18 protein-coding genes are annotated in these 18120 nt (G+C 32.3%); all 18 read left to right on the top strand.

The genetic code is table 11. The annotated features are described in order from the left end of the window. The first annotated feature begins 7 nt into the window (after window positions 1-7). The 18 genes from purM (at window position 8) to OCU55_RS10675 (ending at window position 18099) form a co-directional block, all read left to right on the top strand. Window positions 8-1009 (top strand): phosphoribosylformylglycinamidine cyclo-ligase, encoded by a 1002-nt coding sequence (gene purM, locus OCU55_RS10760; RefSeq protein WP_261852320.1) that lies wholly within the window; start codon window positions 8-10, stop codon window positions 1007-1009. Further along, complete coding sequence (gene purN / locus OCU55_RS10755; protein WP_261852319.1) at window positions 997-1632, top strand: phosphoribosylglycinamide formyltransferase; 636 nt, start codon at window positions 997-999, stop codon at window positions 1630-1632. Before purM ends, purN begins: the two co-directional genes overlap by 13 nt. Next, on the top strand, window positions 1633-3138 hold the full coding sequence (gene purH, locus OCU55_RS10750; RefSeq protein WP_261852318.1) for a bifunctional phosphoribosylaminoimidazolecarboxamide formyltransferase/IMP cyclohydrolase: 1506 nt from the start codon (window positions 1633-1635) through the stop codon (window positions 3136-3138). It begins immediately after the preceding gene. Window positions 3139-3158: 20 nt separating this feature from the next. Beyond that, window positions 3159-4412 (top strand): phosphoribosylamine--glycine ligase, encoded by a 1254-nt coding sequence (purD, locus tag OCU55_RS10745; protein WP_261852317.1) that lies wholly within the window; start codon window positions 3159-3161, stop codon window positions 4410-4412. Window positions 4413-4595: 183 nt separating this feature from the next. Next, complete coding sequence (locus tag OCU55_RS10740; RefSeq protein ID WP_261852316.1) at window positions 4596-5369, top strand: GGDEF domain-containing protein; 774 nt, start codon at window positions 4596-4598, stop codon at window positions 5367-5369. Window positions 5370-5666: 297 nt separating this feature from the next. Further along, the gene (locus OCU55_RS10735) at window positions 5667-6230 is read left to right on the top strand and encodes a DUF402 domain-containing protein (protein WP_261852315.1); all 564 of its coding nucleotides are present in this window, start codon (window positions 5667-5669) and stop codon (window positions 6228-6230) included. Between the two features lie 29 nt (window positions 6231-6259). Further along, the gene (locus OCU55_RS10730; protein ID WP_261852314.1) at window positions 6260-6565 is read left to right on the top strand and encodes a hypothetical protein; all 306 of its coding nucleotides are present in this window, start codon (window positions 6260-6262) and stop codon (window positions 6563-6565) included. A gap of 42 nt (window positions 6566-6607) precedes the next feature. Further along, entirely contained in the window at window positions 6608-7276 is a 669-nt protein-coding gene (locus OCU55_RS10725) for a Type 1 glutamine amidotransferase-like domain-containing protein (RefSeq protein WP_261852313.1), read from the top strand. A 23-nt stretch (window positions 7277-7299) separates the two neighbouring features. Continuing rightward, window positions 7300-7800, top strand: coding sequence for a flavin reductase family protein (locus OCU55_RS10720; RefSeq protein ID WP_261852312.1), 501 nt, complete (start codon window positions 7300-7302; stop codon window positions 7798-7800). Window positions 7801-8139: 339 nt separating this feature from the next. Further along, window positions 8140-9408, top strand: coding sequence for a replication-associated recombination protein A (locus OCU55_RS10715; RefSeq protein ID WP_261852311.1), 1269 nt, complete (start codon window positions 8140-8142; stop codon window positions 9406-9408). Between the two features lie 323 nt (window positions 9409-9731). Then, on the top strand, window positions 9732-10178 hold the full coding sequence (locus OCU55_RS10710; protein WP_261852310.1) for an RrF2 family transcriptional regulator: 447 nt from the start codon (window positions 9732-9734) through the stop codon (window positions 10176-10178). A gap of 19 nt (window positions 10179-10197) precedes the next feature. Further along, window positions 10198-11382, top strand: a complete 1185-nt coding sequence (gene nifS / locus OCU55_RS10705) for a cysteine desulfurase NifS (RefSeq protein WP_261852309.1) — start codon at window positions 10198-10200, stop codon at window positions 11380-11382. 2 nt (window positions 11383-11384) lie between these two features. Next, window positions 11385-11813 carry a Fe-S cluster assembly scaffold protein NifU gene (gene nifU, locus OCU55_RS10700; RefSeq protein ID WP_183276773.1) on the top strand — a complete coding sequence of 143 codons (429 nt, stop codon included), beginning with the start codon at window positions 11385-11387 and terminating at the stop codon, window positions 11811-11813. Window positions 11814-11820: 7 nt separating this feature from the next. Further along, on the top strand, window positions 11821-12897 hold the full coding sequence (mnmA, locus tag OCU55_RS10695; RefSeq protein WP_261852308.1) for a tRNA 2-thiouridine(34) synthase MnmA: 1077 nt from the start codon (window positions 11821-11823) through the stop codon (window positions 12895-12897). A 245-nt stretch (window positions 12898-13142) separates the two neighbouring features. Beyond that, window positions 13143-13880, top strand: coding sequence for an oxygen-insensitive NADPH nitroreductase (gene nfsA, locus OCU55_RS10690; protein WP_261852307.1), 738 nt, complete (start codon window positions 13143-13145; stop codon window positions 13878-13880). A gap of 223 nt (window positions 13881-14103) precedes the next feature. Beyond that, on the top strand, window positions 14104-14784 hold the full coding sequence (locus OCU55_RS10685; RefSeq protein WP_261852306.1) for a response regulator transcription factor: 681 nt from the start codon (window positions 14104-14106) through the stop codon (window positions 14782-14784). Beyond that, complete coding sequence (locus OCU55_RS10680; RefSeq protein WP_261852305.1) at window positions 14781-16328, top strand: sensor histidine kinase; 1548 nt, start codon at window positions 14781-14783, stop codon at window positions 16326-16328. Before OCU55_RS10685 ends, OCU55_RS10680 begins: the two co-directional genes overlap by 4 nt. A 361-nt stretch (window positions 16329-16689) precedes the next feature. Continuing rightward, window positions 16690-18099 (top strand): efflux RND transporter periplasmic adaptor subunit, encoded by a 1410-nt coding sequence (locus OCU55_RS10675; protein ID WP_261852304.1) that lies wholly within the window; start codon window positions 16690-16692, stop codon window positions 18097-18099. The last annotated feature ends 21 nt before the right edge of the window (window positions 18100-18120 follow it).

Below are 18120 nucleotides of genomic sequence, written 5' to 3'. Positions count from 1 at the left end.
TGAAGAAATGTTAACATACAAACAAGCAGGAGTAGATATTGAAGAAGGATATAAATCCGTTAAACTCATAAAAGAATATGCAAGCAGAACTTTATCAAAATATGTTTTAAATGGACTTGGAAGCTTTGCTGGAATGGTAGAACTCCCTGAGGGGTATAAAAAACCAGTGCTAGTTTCAGGAACAGATGGAGTTGGTACAAAGCTTGATATAGCTTTTAAGACAAAAAAATATGATACGGTTGGAATAGACTGCGTTGCTATGTGTGTAAATGATATATTATGTCATGGTGCAAAGCCACTATTTTTCCTAGATTATATAGCTTGTGGCAAACTTGAGGCGGAAGTAGCCTCAGATTTAGTAAAAGGTGTTTCCGATGGTTGTCTTCAAGGAGATTGTTCCTTAGTTGGTGGCGAAACAGCAGAAATGCCTGGCTTCTATAAAGAAGGAGAATATGATGTAGCAGGATTTGCAGTAGGAATTGTAGATAAAGATAAGATAATAAACGGAAGTACCATAGAAGAAGGAAATGTCCTAATAGGCTTAGCATCTTCAGGAATACACTCTAATGGATTCTCTTTGGTAAGAAAGATATTTACTGATTTAAATGAAGAATTTGATGGAAAGCCAGTATGGGAAACTTTGATTGAGCCTACCAAAATATATGTAAAACCAGTGATGAAAGTTCTAGAAAGTTATGATATAAAAGGAATGGCACATATAACTGGTGGAGGTTTTATAGAAAATGTTCCAAGAATGTTTGGGGACAGAGAACTTACTGCGGTTATCAATAAGAATAGCTATCCACTTCCAAATATTTTTCAGGAAATAATAAATAGAGGCGTTGAAAAGGACCATATGTACAACACCTTCAACATGGGAATAGGTTTCATATTAGCAGTTGATAAACAAGATAAAGATGCTGTACTTGAGCTTTTAATATCTCAAGGCGAGAAAGCTTATGAGATTGGATATGTTAAGAACGGAGGTACAGGAATTTGTTTAGAATAGCAGTACTAGTTTCAGGTGGAGGAAGTAACCTTGGCTCCATAATAGAAAGTATTGAAAAAGGGTACTTAAACTGCTCCATTGAGGCTGTTATTTCTGATAAAAAAGACGCTTTTGCCTTAACAAGAGCAAAAGAAAAAAATATACCAGCGTATGTAGTAGATAAGAAGGAATTTGGCTCTGAATCTTCAAATAAGATATTAGAGCTTTTAAGAGATAAGGTTGATTTAGTAGTGCTTGCAGGCTACTTATCCATTTTAAATGGAGATTTGCTAAGATACTTTAAAAACAGGATAATAAATATCCATCCTTCTCTTATTCCTGCTTTTTCAGGAGCTGGAATGTATGGGATAAAGGTTCATCAAGCTGCTATTAAAAAAGGGGTTAGATTTTCTGGATGTACAGTGCATTTTGTTAATGAAGAGGTTGATGGTGGAGAAATACTTCTTCAAGAAGTGGTTGAGGTTCGTGAAGAGGATGAACCAAAAACACTTCAAGAAAGAATTCTTGTAAAGGAACACGAAATCTTACCTAAAGCTATAAAGCTTATAAGTGAAGGGAAAGTTATAATAAAAGATGGAAAAACTTTTTTACTGAATAGTACCAATCCTAAGGAGGTTTTTTAAATGATAAAAAGAGCTTTGTTAAGCGTATATGATAAAACTGGCATACTTGATTTTGCTAAGTTTCTTGTTAGTAAGGATGTGGAGTTAATATCCTCTGGAGGTACTTACAAATATCTTCTGGAAAATGGTGTAGCTGTTAAGGAAATAGCTGAGATTACAAAAGCACCTGAGATGCTAGATGGAAGAGTTAAGACCCTTCATCCAGTGATTCATGGAGGGATTTTAGCTATAAGAGACAACGAAGAGCATATGAACACTATAAAAGAAAGAGGAATAAATACTATAGATTTAGTAGTTGTTAACTTATATCCTTTCTTTGAAAAGTTAAAAGAAGATTTGAGCTTTGAAGAAAAGGTTGAATTTATAGATATCGGTGGTCCTACAATGCTTAGAGCAGCAGCTAAAAACTTTAAAGATGTTGTAGTAATAAGCAATATAGAGGATTATAGCAAGGTTCAAGAAGAAATTGAGCAAAGTGAAGATGTAAGTCTAAAAACAAGAAAAGTTCTTGCAGGTAAAGTGTTTAATCTTATGAGTGCTTATGATGGAGCTATAAGTAACTTTTTACTTGAAGGAGAAGAAGAATATCCAGAATACCTTTCAATTTCCTACAAGAAAAAACAAGAATTAAGATATGGTGAAAATCCTCATCAAAGTGCTGCTTACTATTCAAATAATGAAGTGGATGGCGCTATGAATACTTTTGAAGTACTTAATGGAAAAGAGCTTTCTTATAACAACCTAAAGGATCTTGATATTGCTTGGAAGGTTGTAAGTGAGTTTGATGAAATAGTTACCTGTGGATTAAAGCACAATACCCCTTGTGGAGTGGCTATAGGAGAAAATGTATATGACAGTTATATAAAAGCTTATGAGTGTGACCCTACTTCAATCTTTGGTGGCATAGTTGCGGTAAACAGAAAACTTGACAAGGCTACAGCAGAAGAGATGAGCAAGATATTTTTAGAAGTAGTAGCAGCGCCAGAATTTGATGAAGAGGCTTTAGAAGTTTTAAGAAAAAAGAAGAACTTAAGAGTTATAAAGGTAAATTCAGCTCCAAAGGCTAAAAATTATATGGTTACAGTGGATGGCGGAATATTAGTACAAGAAGAAGATAAGAAGCTTATAGAAGAATTAAAAGTAGTGACTGAAAATACTCCTTCTGAGGCGGAAATGAAGGATATGATTTTTGGTATGAAGGTAGTAAAATACGTTAAATCAAATGCTATTGTTGTAATAAACGATGGAAAAGCAGTGGGAATCGGTGGAGGTCAAGTTAATAGAATATGGCCTACAATAGATGCCTTAAAGAGAGGAACAGGAGCTACAGTTCTTGCTTCGGATGCTTTCTTCCCATTTGGTGACGTAGTAGAAGAAGCTTCAAAATATGATATAAAAGCAATTATTCAACCAGGTGGATCTGTTAGAGATCAAGAATCCATAGATCAGTGTAACAAGCATGGTATAAGCATGGTGTTCACTGGAATAAGACATTTCAAACACTAATATAGATGGAGTGATTATTGATGAAGCTTTTACTAATTGGAGGCGGAGGAAGAGAACATGCAATAGCATGGAAGCTTGCAAAAAGCCAAAAGGTTGAAAAGATATATGTAGCACCTGGCAATGGTGGAACAGCGCTAGAAGATAAATGTGAGAATATAGGGTTAGAAACTTACGAAGAAATGGCTAAGTTTGTAAAAGAAAATAACATCGATTTGACTGTGGTAGGACCAGAAGAACCATTAACAAAGGGTATAGTAAATTTATTTAAGAAGGAAGACTTAAGGATATTTGGACCAGAGCAAAAAGCTGCTATGCTTGAAGGTAGCAAGAGCTTCTCCAAGGATTTTATGAGAAAATATAATATAAAAACTGCAGCTTATGAAGTTTTTTATGATAGTGAGAAAGCTGTAGAGTACTTAAAAAGTGCTGAGTATCCTATAGTAATAAAAGCGGACGGGTTAGCTGCAGGAAAAGGCGTAAGTATCTGCGAAGATTTTAAACAAGCAGAAGATACTATAAAAGACTTTATGGTGCAAGATAAGTTTAAAGGAGCAGGTAAAAAGATAGTTATTGAAGAGTTTTTACAAGGTGTTGAAGCTTCAATATTATCAATAACTGATGGTAAGACTATAATCCCTTTTATATCGGCAAAAGATCATAAACAGATTTTTGATGGAGGAGTAGGTCCTAATACTGGTGGTATGGGAGTAATAGCGCCTAATCCTTATGTTACTGACGAAGTTTTTGAAGACTTTGAGAAGAATATAATGGATCCAACTCTTGTAGGAATAAAAGAAGAAGGTTTTGATTATAAAGGAATTGTATTTTTTGGAGTAATGATTACCGAAAAAGGATGTTATCTGCTTGAATACAATGTAAGAATGGGAGATCCTGAAACTCAATCAGTACTTTCTTTAATGGATAGTGATCTTTTAGAACTAATAGAACTTTCACTTGAAGAAAAATTAAGTGTTGCAGAGGTGAAATGGAAAAACGGTGCATGCTGCAATGTGGTTTTGGCTTCAAAAGGATACCCAGAAGCCTTTGAAAAAGGCTTTAAGATAGAGATTGATCCTGCTGTAAAAGAGAATGTATTTATTGCTGGTGGAGTTATTAAAGATGAGGTTTTAGTAACTTCAGGTGGAAGAGTACTTTCGGTAGTAGGTGTAGGAGATACAATTGAAGCTGCAAGAGAAAAAGCATACTCCAATATAGATTCAGTAACTTTTGAAGGAAGATATTTCAGAAAAGATATAGGATTAATTTCTGAGTAAGAGTTAAGCGTATTATAGATAAAGGACTGTCAAAATGAAGTTTTATTCTTTGGCAGTCTTTTTTCCATAATTAAAAATGTTTTAGTTATATATTTAATGAATAATAAATTAAAAACTCCAATATATTTGTAAAGATTAGCAATGTTGAACAGGAGAATTTAATTTGTTGGAGGATATATAACAGTGGAAGATTTAAAACAAGGTGTTACAATCAGTAGAAATAAAGATGAATATATTAGAAATACACATAAGTTAATAATTTTGATACTATCAGTTATAGCTATAATATTTTTAGGAATAATTTTCAAATACATAATTAAAAACAATACTCTGCTTGGAATGCAGACAATAAGTTTCTTTATTATTGTAATAGCAATTGATATTTTTGCTTTACATAAATTTACTTACAGTAAACTGCAACAAGTTAATTTGAAACTAGCTAAACTCGAAGAAGAAAACCTTAAACTAAAAGAAGAAGTTTTGGTGGACAAACTTACTGGAGCTTTCAATAGAAGAAAACTTCAGGAGATAATTGAGATTGAATTTGAAAGAAGCAAGAGATATAATATCCCATTATCAATGATAATCTTTGATATTGATGATTTTAAGAAAATTAATGATAAGCATGGGCATAGTAGAGGAGATGTAATTTTAAAAAATATCACGAAAATTATAACTTCTAAATTAAGAAAAACGGATTTTTTTATACGTTGGGGAGGAGAAGAGTTTGTTATACTTGCTCCAGAAACTAATATGCAAGGTGCTTTGATATTAGGAGAAAAGGTAAGAAAATTAGTTTCAGAAAATATATTTGTTGCACTTGAGCGAGTAACTGTAAGTGTTGGAGTGGCAGAATACAAAAAGGAACTAACATATAAAGAGTTTTTTGACAAGGCAGACAAGGCACTGTATATAGCAAAGAACAGCGGAAAGAACAATGTTAAATTTGTAGATTAAAACAAGCATGGATGTACCACTTCAATTAGAAAACTATTTTCAAAATGCATCTGGCTTCTGAGAGGCAGATTTGAAAATATAAATTTTATAATGAAGTGGTACATCATGAGAGGATTTTTATTTGTTTTGTAGAAATATTAATTATGAAAAAGTATCATTAATTTAGTTATACAATAAAATTTGGATAAGTTAAATTCAGTGTTTAAGAATTTTTATCCATTCAGTTGAAACTTTAATGAGCTTTGTAAAGATTTTATATGATTTTCGTTAAGTCATAGTTTCAAGGAGAGGTTTATAATGAGGAGGAATTTTGAACAAAAACTAGATTATAGTCAAATAAAGGATGTAGACTTTAGAGTTTCTTTTATTAATACAGAAGAATTTAATGGTTATGTTCACTTAGCAGCAATTCACAAGGTGAGTGAGGCCGTTTTTAGAAGCGTAGATGACAAAAGAATAAAAATAATGGATAATGAATTTAAGTGGCTTCAGATAACTCCATTAAATGCAAATTACAATCTCATAACTATACTTGACGATAAAGATGAAATACTTCAGTGGGAATTTCAAATAATAGATAATAATGAAGTTGATGGTAAAATAAGTTTGATGTTTGAAGACCTTATATTAAGTTTGCTGGTTCTACCAGATGGATTCAAAAAGATAATAGGTGAGAAAGAAATTAATAAGGCACTATATAATAATGATATTAATTTGTGTCAGTATGATAAGGCTTATAGGGAAATAAAAATATTAGAGCAAATTGTAGATATACACAAATTAATAACTTTAAGTAGATGTATGCTAAAAAGAATTTTAGGAGATTGTAACTCTAAAAAGCAACTTAGATGTGAAGCCTAAAATAAAGATATAATATATTGGAGGTGTCCATGTTTAATAATTCTTTTTTCAAAGATACTAATGGAAAAGATAATTATAGAGACGAGAGCAATTACACCTATATAAAGAAAGCAACTTTTAAAATACTAAAGGTTAATTCTATATATGATAGTGAAGAAGATCAATATATGACTTTAGCGACCTGTATGAATGAGAAATATGAAATTGAGACAGTTAACATAGAAGGATTTACTATAGAATATACTGTTTCAGCACTTGAAGGGGCTTATATTGAAATTGATATTTTTGAAGACGATAATGAAGAGTATTATAAAGGAAGAATTTACAATCAATAACGTAGCAATAAACGAAATTTTGGGGACTAGGGGGTAAACATTATGAAATTATTCTTAATGGGAAAACAAAGCACTGATAAGGAAAACCCTCTAAACAAGGCTCTTATCAGTGAGATAAAAAAAGGAAAAGGTAGAATTGCATATATACCATCTTCATCTGAGAAAAGTATAGAGTATTATAAGGAAATTTCTGAGTTTTATAAGGAACTAGGATACGGTGACATACTCTATTTTGATCTTGCAGCGCAGTATAATCCTTCATTAATAACAAAACTTTTAAATTCAGATGTTATATACTTATCAGGAGAAAATACTTATAAATTCTTACTACTTTTAAGAAAAAGAAAGCTCACAGAAGCGCTAAAAGAGTTTGCAAAGAGAAATGGAATAATTGTTGGAGTAGGCGGGGGCAGCATACTTTTAACACAAGATATTTCTCTATCATCACTAATTTATGAAAATTCTTATGAAGCTCTTCAGACAAGAGGTTTTTCATTGACTAAGTTTGAAGTTTTACCTCACTGGCAGGAAAATAAGGTTTTACTGCCTAAGCTTATAGATTATACAATAAACACAGATAAGAACATATTTGCTTTTAATGATGGGTATGGAGTATCTCTACTCGGGGATAAAGTTGAATTTTATGGAGATATAATAAACATAAAGAATGGATCTGTTTCAGTATATAAAGGTAACTACAAAGTATTTTAATAGCATAAAGAGGAGGACAAAAGATGTCAGTTGATTTTATAACAAACCTTGAAAAGGGAATGGAAAAATTACATAAAAGAGGAGCTTTTCTTACTGTAAAATCAGGGGAAAAGGTTAATACAATGACTATAAGCTGGGGAAGTATAGGATTCATTTGGGGAAAGCCTACTTTAACCGCTTTAATTAGAAAATCAAGATTTACTCACGAACTAATTGAAAAAGCAGATAGTTTTACCATAAGCATACCTTATGGAGATGAAATGAAAGCAGCCCTTGGGATATGCGGAACTAAATCAGGAAGAGATATAGACAAAGTAGCTGAAGCTGGAATTAAGTTTGTACCTTCAAATGATGTTGAAAGTCCTGTAGTTGATGGCTGTAATATGTATTATGAATGTAAGATTGTTTACAAACAGGATATGGATGAAAGTCTTGTGAGCCCAGAGGTTAAAGAAAGATCATACGGGAAAGGTGACTATCACACCATATATTATGGAGAAATAGTTTCTTGCTACGAAAAATAAAATTAGAAGAATGTATAGATAACTTATCACATATGTGTTGTGGTAAGTTATTTTATTTAAGAAAATTATTTGATTTTAATGGCTTACTCATGTAGTATTTTTATAGAAACACCTTTATTAAAAAGATTGAAACTGTTCTTGTTTGAAAAAATTATAAATGCATAAATTTATAAAAATATAAGAATTTAAAAAGATAAAAAGTTAAAAATTTACAGGAAAAATGCGGGCTTGAAAGAAGTTGGAGTTATTTAATCAATTTATATAGGTTATGTTTAAGATTTTAACACTGCGCTTTAACCGCATTTTTTTATAAACAAATGTAAGTAGGATGTGAGTATTGTGTATAGACCATTAGCAGATAAGATAAGGCCAACTACTTTAGAAGAGGTAGTTGGTCAACAACATATTTTAGGAAAAGGCAAGATACTAAATAGAATAGTAGAAGGTGGAACTATATCAAATATGATTTTTTATGGTCCGCCAGGTGTAGGAAAGACTACTGTTGCAAATATAATTGCTGCAAGAGCCAAGAAAAAGTTTTATAAGCTAAACGCAACCAATGCTTCTATAAAAGATATACAACAAATAATAGAAGGGCTTGATAGTTTTGATGGGATCAATGGTGTAGTTCTTTATTTAGACGAGATTCAAAACTTCAATAAGAAGCAGCAGCAATCTCTGCTTGAATTTATAGAAGACGGTAGAATAACTCTTATTTCAAGTACTACAGAGAATCCATATCACTATATATTTAAAGCGATAATAAGTAGATCTACTGTATTTGAGTTTAAACCAATGCAAGATAGCGATGTTATAAAAGCATTAGTTAGAGCTGTAGACATATTAAAGGAGGATCATAAAAATACTACCATAGAGGTTGATGACAAAGCATTGAATTACTTTTCAGCCTCTTCAAATGGAGATGTAAGAAAAGCTATCAATGGCTTAGAGGTAGCAATAAATTCAACTAACCCTAATAGTGAAGGGATAATACTAATAGATGAAGAAGTAGCCAGAGATTGTACTCAAAGTAAGGTGTTTAATTACGATATGTCAGGTGATAGTCACTATGATATCTTAAGTGCTTTTCAAAAATCCATAAGAGGTAGTGATGCAGATGCGGCAGTTCACTATTTAGCTAGACTGGTTAAAGCTGGCGATATCCAATCAATATGTAGAAGACTTATGGTGATTGCATCTGAAGATATTGGCCTCGCATATCCAAATGCGGCTATGATAGTTAAAGCTTGTGTTGATTCAGCAAATATGCTAGGCTTTCCAGAAGCACGGATTCCATTAGCGCAAGCTACCTTAGTTTTAGCCACTGCACCAAAGTCAAACTCTGTGGTAAGTGCTATTGATGCTGCACTTCAAGATATTGAACAGGTAAACATTGGTGACATACCAGTTCATCTAAAGGATGCGCATTATAGTGGGGCAAAGGCATTAGGAAGAGGAATAGAATATAAGTATCCTCATAATTATGAAAATAATTATATTAAACAACAATACCTTCCAGACAATTTAAAAAGCAGAAATTATTATGTACCAGGAAAGAATAAGAATGAGAAGGTTATATTTGATTACTGGAAGAAGATAAAGGAATGATTTCAAAAGTTAATTATCAAAAAAATAAAACGCTAATTTGCATAAATAAAAAATATAAATTTATAACAAAAAAGTAATGGTATAATATGATAAAGAAAATTTAATGAATTAATAATATTTTAAAGAAGGATTGATAAAATTATCAATCCTTTATGTAATTGTGGGGAAATTGTTAAAAAGTATACTTAGTATTGATTAGTAAGTGCAAGTTGATAAAGTCATAAGGAAAAATGTTCTTTTTTAATTGTTGACAGTTTAAGTCGGATTTGCTATTATATGAAATGGAAAGTTTAGTGTTTTACTCAACATTAAGGGGTGATAGTATGAAGTTGTCAACCAAAGGACGTTATGGAGTAAAGGCTATGGTTGACTTAGCCATTAATTATGGCGAAGCACCCGTATCCATTAAGACCATTTCCGAAAGACAAAGTATTTCCGAATATTATTTAGAACAGCTTTTTAGTCCTTTGAGGAAGGCGAAGCTTATCAAGAGTATTAGAGGAGCTCAAGGTGGCTACGTTTTAAACAAAGAACCTAAGGATATAACTGTTGCAGATATTATGGATGTATTGGAAGGCCCTATAGAAATCGCGGAATGCGTAGATGGAACAGCTTGTGACAATGTAGATTGTTGTGCTACAACGCTGTTATGGAAAAAAATAAAGAATAGTATTGATGACGTAATGGAATCAGTGACTTTACAGGATATCGTTAATGATTACAATGGCATAAAAGCCAGACAAAACAGCATCAAAATAGCTGAAAAATAGCTGATAGGAGTGAAGGTTAATGAATAAAGTTGTGTATATGGACTATGCAGCTACTACTTATGTTAAACCAGAAGTTTTAGAAGAGATGATGCCTTATTTTACTGAAAAGTTTGGCAATCCTTCATCATTCTATAGTATATCAAGAGATACTAAGATGGCTATAGATCTAGGTAGAGATAGAGTAGCTAAAGCCCTAGGTTGTGATTCAAATGAAGTTTACTTTACTGGTGGTGGCTCAGAAGCAGATAACTGGGCACTAAAAGGTATCGCTTTTGCCCATAAGAAAAAAGGAAACCACATAATAACTACAAAGATAGAACACCATGCAGTACTTCATGCTTGTGAATATCTTGAAAAACATGGTTTTGAAGTTACATATCTGGATGTAGATAGTGAAGGTTTCATAAACTTAGAAGATTTAAAGAATGCAATAACTGATAAGACTATATTAGTTTCTATCATGTTTGCAAACAATGAGATAGGTACAATTCAACCAATAAAAGAGATTGGACAGATTTGTAAGGAAAGAAAAGTATTATTCCATACTGATGCTGTTCAGGCTGTTGGTAATGTTCATATAAATGTTAAAGAATTAAATATAGATTTATTATCCTTAGCTGGTCATAAGATATATGGACCTAAGGGAATAGGTGCTCTTTATATAAGAAAAGGTGTAAGAATTGACAATCTTGTTCACGGTGGTGGTCAAGAGAGAGCAAGAAGAGCAGGAACTGAAAATGTACCTGCAATAGTTGGTCTTGGAAAAGCAATTGAGCTTGCAACTTCAAGTATTGATGAACATGCTGAAAGACTTGAGAAATTAAGAGATAAGTTAATAGATGGATTATTAAAAGTTCCATATTCAAGACTTAACGGACCAAGAGGAAAGAACAGATTAGCTGGTAATTCTAATATTATATTTGAATTTATAGAAGGTGAATCTATACTATTAATGCTAGACTTTGAAGGTGTTTGCGCATCTTCAGGAAGTGCTTGTACTTCAGGATCACTAGATCCTTCACATGTACTTTTAGCTATAGGACTTCCTCATGAAATTGCTCACGGCTCACTAAGATTATCTTTAGGAGACGGAACTACTGAAGAAGATGTAGATTTTGTAATAAATGCAGTACCACCAATTATACAAAGATTAAGAGATATGTCACCATTATGGGAAGACCATCTAAAGAAGGGAGCTAAATAATTATGATGTACAGTGAAAAGGTAATGGATCATTTTAGAAATCCAAGAAATGTAGGGGAAATAGTTGATGCAAACGGCGTAGGAGAAGTAGGAAACGCTAAGTGCGGAGACATAATGAAGATATATTTAAAAGTAGAAGATAATGTAATAAGCGATGTTAAGTTCAAAACTTATGGATGTGGTTCTGCTATAGCATCATCAAGCATGGCTACAGAATTAATCATGGGAAAAACTCTTGAAGAAGCTTGGACATTAACTAATAAAGCAGTTGCAGAAGCTCTTGATGGACTTCCACCAGTAAAGATGCACTGTTCAGTATTAGCTGAAGAAGCTATACATAAGGCAATTAATGACTACAGAATAAGTCAAGGATTAGAAGCATGGGATTACGAAGAACATGACGATATCCACGACCAAGTTCATGGAGAATAATCAATATATGAAGAAAAAAGTAGTAGTAGGTATGAGCGGCGGGGTTGATAGCTCCGTTGCTGCTTATCTTTTAAAAGAACAAGGCTATGATGTTATAGGTGTCACTATGCAAATATGGCAAGAGGATAAGGAATTTGAAGAAAGAGAAGGCGGATGCTGTTCTCTTTCTGCCGTTGATGATGCTAGAAGAGTGGCTGACAGAATAGGCATACCTTTTTATGTATTGAATTTCAGAGACTCTTTTAAAGAAAAAGTAATTGACTACTTTGTAGATGAATACATAGAAGGAAAAACTCCTAACCCTTGCATAGCTTGCAATAAGTACTTAAAGTTTGATGAACTTCTAATGAAAGCTAGGGCTATAGGTGCAGAATATGTTGCAACTGGCCATTATGCAACTGTAACTAGTGAAGATGGAAGATACGTGCTTAGAAGATCAGAAGATGATAGAAAAGATCAGACTTACGCATTGTATAATCTAACTCAAGAGCAGCTTTCTCATACTTTAATGCCTTGTGGTGAATACACTAAGGATAGAATAAGAGAAATAGCTAAGGAGATAGGTCTTGCTGTTCATAATAAAAAGGACAGTGAAGAAATCTGTTTTATACCTGATAATGACCATGGAAGTTACATAAAGCTTGCGAAGCCAGGAAAGGTTAAGCAAGGAAACTTTGTAGACAAAAATGGAAATATACTAGGTAAGCATAAAGGTATCGTATATTACACTATTGGTCAAAGAAAAGGCTTAGGGTTAGCTCTTGGAAGACCAGTATTTGTTACTGATATTAATCCTTTAAGAAATGAAGTTGTAATAGGGCCAGAAGAAGATATATTCAAAACTGACCTAATAGCAAAAGACTTAAACTTTATCACTCTTGATAATTTAGATAAAGAGATAAAGGTAAAAGCAAAGATAAGATATTCTGCAAAAGCTTCAGATGCAACTATTAGACCATTAGAGGATGGTAGGGTTGTGGTATCATTTAAAGAAAAGCAAAGAGCAATAACTAAGGGACAGTCAGTAGTTTTCTACGATGAAGATTTAGTTGTTGGAGGCGGAATAATAGAGAAGATAATTTAAAGCTGCTTTATTAGGGTTTCTATACTGAAACCCTAAAAGTGGCTTTTTTCTTATGACTAGTAATATTTGCTTGTTTGTAAAGCTAGAATGTATTTAATCACTGTGTTGAAATTAAATTGAGATTAAATTTAGAAGTCTCATGTAAAATTAAAATATTTTTATAATACAAATATTTTTTTTATGAAAAATAAGACAATATACATTTGAAGCAAATAAGAAAATACTAAATAGAAGGAGATAGGATTATGAATGAAGTTATAAATTTATTAAAAGCGCACAAATCTGTAAGAAAGTATAAGGATAAAGCTATTGAGCAAGAAAAAATAGTAAGTATAATCGAGGCTGCTCAGAGTGCATCTACTTCAAGCTTCATACAGGCATACACTATTATAAGTATAGAAGATAAAGAAAAAAGAGCAAAGATTGCAAAGCTAGGTGGAAATCAAAAATATATAGAAGAATGTCCTCTCTTTTTAGTTTTTTGTGCAGATTTAAATCGTCATAAAATTGCCTGTGAGATGAATGGTGCTGAGATGAAAGAAGGTTATACAGAAAGCTTTATAATAGCTACTGTTGATACAGCATTAGTAGCACAAAATGTTATGGTTGCTGCTGAATCACTTGGGCTTGGTGGTGTATATATAGGAGGGATAAGAAACAACCCTGATGAGATATCGGAGCTTTTAAATATTCCAATGAATGTTTATCCACTATTCGGTATGTGTCTTGGATACCCAGATGAAGACAATGATATAAAAGAAAGGCTTCCAATAGGAATTGTGTTTAAAAAGGATAGCTATACAACTGAAGGAGATTCAGAAAAATTACAAGAATATGATGAGAGAATAAAGAGTTATTATTTAGATAGAACTAAGGGAGCGAGAGCTGATACTTGGACTGGTATGATGGCAAGAATGATGAGTAATATTCCAAGACCTCATATGAAAGCATTTTTAGAAAGACATGGATTTTTAATGAAATAAAATGATATTATGGTATTTTTGTGAGTGAAAACATATATACATTGCTTTAAGGGTTATACTAAGGAATTATAGAATTATTACTTTAAAAGATATTGTTAAAAGATAATTTTTTTCTATCACATAATGTTCACACAATTTATCTAAAATGTTTCTAAGGTTGTATGATAAAATAAGTACATAAGATAACTAAACTAAGAAAGATAAATAATTTGAGGTGAGATTAATGGATAAGACATTGTATCTAGTAGAAGATGAAAAGAGTTTAAATCTTTTGTTAGAAAAATATTTAAAAAGGGAAGGATACACAGTGACTACCTTTTCGGATGGATTATCTGCTATGGAAAGAATAAAAGATAAACCTGATGTATGGATACTAGACATAATGCTTCCAGATATTGATGGTTATGAGTTGATACAATCTATAAAAGCAAATGATAAGACTACTCCGGTTATATTTATGTCTGCTAGAAATGAAGAGCTTGATAGAGTTGTAGGTCTTGAAATGGGAAGTGATGACTACCTTTCTAAACCTTTCTTACCAAGAGAGCTAGTAATAAGAACTAACAGATTAATTGAAAGAGTGTACGGCAAAGAAAGCACTGATGTTCAAGATGTACTTTTAAAGATTGGTGAGTATAAAATAAGTAAAAGACAAAGGACTGTATTCTTAGAGGATGAGGAAATTCAGCTTACAAACAAGGAATTTGAATTATTAGTGTATTTAGTTGAAAATAAAAATGCTCTTCTATCAAGGGATCAAATTCTTGACCATGTATGGGGAGACGACTATTTTGGATCAGATAGAGTTGTTGATGATACTATAAGAAGACTTAGAAGAAAGGTTTTAAGTTTAAGCATAGAAACCATATATGGCTGTGGTTATAAATTGGTATACAAATCATGAAAAATTTCAAACTAAGATTAAACTCATTTAACAAGTTTAAGTTTAAATCCTTAACTATGAGAATATGGACCACCTTTACCGCATTCATTTTAATAATAATCTTTAGCATCTCTTTAGTGTATATTTTTGCCTATAGAAGGACCAGAGAAAATGCAGTAATTGCAGATTTGAAGATTGCTCATGATATGGTATTAAATAAAAGTATACCAGAAGGGTTAGGCCGTTTCGGAAACTTAAAAGGAAGTAAGCATTTTTTAGTTACTGCAGATGATAATTGGAAGATTGTTTTTGATTCAAATGGATATCCGAAAATAACATCTCCGAATAACAATGGCAATAATAAGAATGAGCTTCAAGATCCATCTTCAATGCCAATGATGCCTAGCCAGAGTGAAGTGCCTCCAGCATATAAGAATGATAAAGATGTTATACATGGTATAGTAAGTTTTATTACTGGTGATAATGGTTTCGGGAAAGATTATAACGACCAAGATGTTAAAAAGTGGATGACTAATTTTATATCAGGTAATAAGATTTCTGAAAAAGAGTTTAAGGAATACTATAAAGGTAGGAAATATTTTATAATAGTAAGTTCTAAGGAAAGTACAAGTGGAGAGAAGCAATATTTGGTCTCTTATGCTCCAAGTATGGAAGATAATTCTTTACTATATACTGTTGTATCTATCGGATTTACATTTATAATAATAGGGTTTTTTACAGCAAAACTTATAGCTAACTATTTGGCTAAACCACTTAAGCAACTTGAGGAATATACAAAGAGGATATCCCACAAGGATTGGACAGAACCAATTGAAGTTAAGACGGAAGATGAAATAGGAAGATTGGTAAGTTCTATGAACACAATGCAGACAGAACTTCAAAAAATAGATAGAGAAGAAAAGCTTTTCCTTCAAAGTATTTCGCACGATTTAAAAACACCAGTTATGGTTATTATGAGTCATGCCGATGCCATAATTGATGGAGTTTACATAGACTCTGTTGAGAAAACTGCTGAAATAATAAGAGATGAAGCTATAAGCCTTGAGAAGAAGATTAAGCAAATGCTTTATTTGAATACTTTGGATTATGTGATGAATAACACAAATGAAGAAACAGAAATAAACCTCCAAAGAATGATGCTTCATATAATAAACAGATTTGAAGTGATAAAGAGCGAAATTGATTGGAATTTAGAGCTAAATGAGCTTAGCATCTATGGAAATGTAGAAAAAATACAAGTTGCAATAGAAAATATCTTAGATAATGGGCTGAGATATGCTAAGGAGCAAATAAAAGTTAGTTTAAAGAGAGAAGGAAACTTTGCTGTTTTAGATATATATAATGATGGTCCCAATATAGATAAGATTCATATGGATCGTATTTTTGATAATTTATATAAGGATAAGACAGGGAATTTTGGTCTTGGATTAGCTATTTGCAAGAAGATAATCAATTTTTATCATGGAGAAATATCAGCTGTAAATAGGAATGAAGGAGTAAGCTTTATTATTAAATTCCCACTAGCAAATGAAGATTCTATTTAGAGAATGTATTACAACATTGAGAAATTATGTGGTATTTATTTGTCAAACTTTTGTAACGTAGTACAAATAATCGTTTATGCAGCTTTGGTGCAATAAAAAGTAAAGTTAGATAACATAAGCTTTAGCGGTACTCACATATCAATGTTAAGTAAAATTAACAATAAATATTAAAGATAGCCTATATCAGTATTTGAAAGTACATATAGGCTACTTTTTTGCTTATCACATAATTTTCACACAATTCCTTGATAATACTTCGGTAATTTACATCTATAATTCAAATATAAAGAGTTAAAGCACTAATAATTTAATGTGTAATTAAGGGATTGAAATCATTAACCATATTTATAGGAGGATTAAGATGAAAAGTAGAGTAATCAAAGGAATAGTTGCAGGAATAATTGTTATAGCTGTAGGGGTAGGTGGATATTTTGCATATAATACTTTCTTTGCAAAGAAAACTGTAGCTTCAGCTGTGCAATATTATACTGTTTCTGCTAGAAAGATGAATCTTAATGTTACAGTACAAGGTACTGGTACTGCCTATGCTGCAGTAACAAAACAAGTAACTGCAAATAATACTGGAACGATAAAAGATTTAAATGTCAAAGTAGGAGACACTGTAACTGCAGGACAAAAGTTATTTGTATCCGATAGTGATACCTTAAGAAAAGCAGTAACTACTGCACAGAATAACCTAGCTAAGCAAAATCTTACTTTAACCAGTGATGAAAGCGCTACAAAAGTTGATGATAATAAGGTTGCAATGGATAAACTAAATATTTCTGATGCTCAAAGTCAACTAAACGATGCATATACAAATCTTAATAATATGACAGTAAAAGCTCCTATTGGAGGGATTGTTACAGCAGTTAATGCTTCAAACGGTGATAGTAGTCAATCAGGTGGTTCTGGCTCTGGATCTGGCTCAAGTTCAGGATCTTCTTCAAGTTCTAGTTCATCTAGTTCATCTGGTGGTGTGTTAACAATAGTTGATATGAGTTCAATTAAGATTAAGTTATCAGTAGACGAGCTTGATATCGAGAAGGTAAAAGCTGGACAAACAGCTACTTTGAAGTTTGATGCGATAAAGGACAAAAATTATGAAGGAACAGTTGAAACAGTTGCGGCAGTTGGAACTACATCAAATAACGTTACTAGTTATGATGTTGTAGTTGGAATAAAAGATCCAACAGGAATTAAGCTTGGAATGAATGGAAATGTAACTATATCAGTTGAAAGTAAACAAGATGCGTTAGTAATACCTGCAGAAGCATTAGTTGATAATAACGGACAAAAGTTTGTAAGAGTTGAAAGTACTAGCACTGCAACTAGTGGACAAAGCAACAGCAACAATAGTACAAGCAATTCAAGTAAGCAATCTCAAGAAACTAACACTCAAAATTCTAATAGTAATGGTAATTCCACTAACGGAAAAAATTCAAATGGTGGATATGGTCAAAGAAATTCACAAGGATACGGAAATGGAACAAGAGGTATGACAACTACTGCAAGCAGTGGAAAGTTAATAGCAGTTAAAACAGGAATGGAAACAGAAAACTATGTTGAGATTACTGACGGAGTTACAGAAGGAGAAAAAGTTCTAGTTCAATTACCACAAACAACAACTACAACAACCAATAACAGAAGTGGTCAAAATTCAGGTTTTGGAGGCTTCGGTGGAAATATGGGAGGCTTCGGTGGCAACGCAGGAGGCGGACAAGGATATCAAAGAAGTAATAGTGGTAGCAGCACTGGTGGTAAAAACTAGTATAAATAAGTGAGGTATTCA

The sequence above is a fragment of the Clostridium folliculivorans genome (assembly GCF_024341905.1).
In the GTDB taxonomy this organism is placed as follows: domain Bacteria; phylum Bacillota; class Clostridia; order Clostridiales; family Clostridiaceae; genus Clostridium_AR; species Clostridium_AR folliculivorans.
Note: the sequence above shows the minus strand (reverse complement) of the source record. Positions and strands in the feature narration are given on the sequence as shown.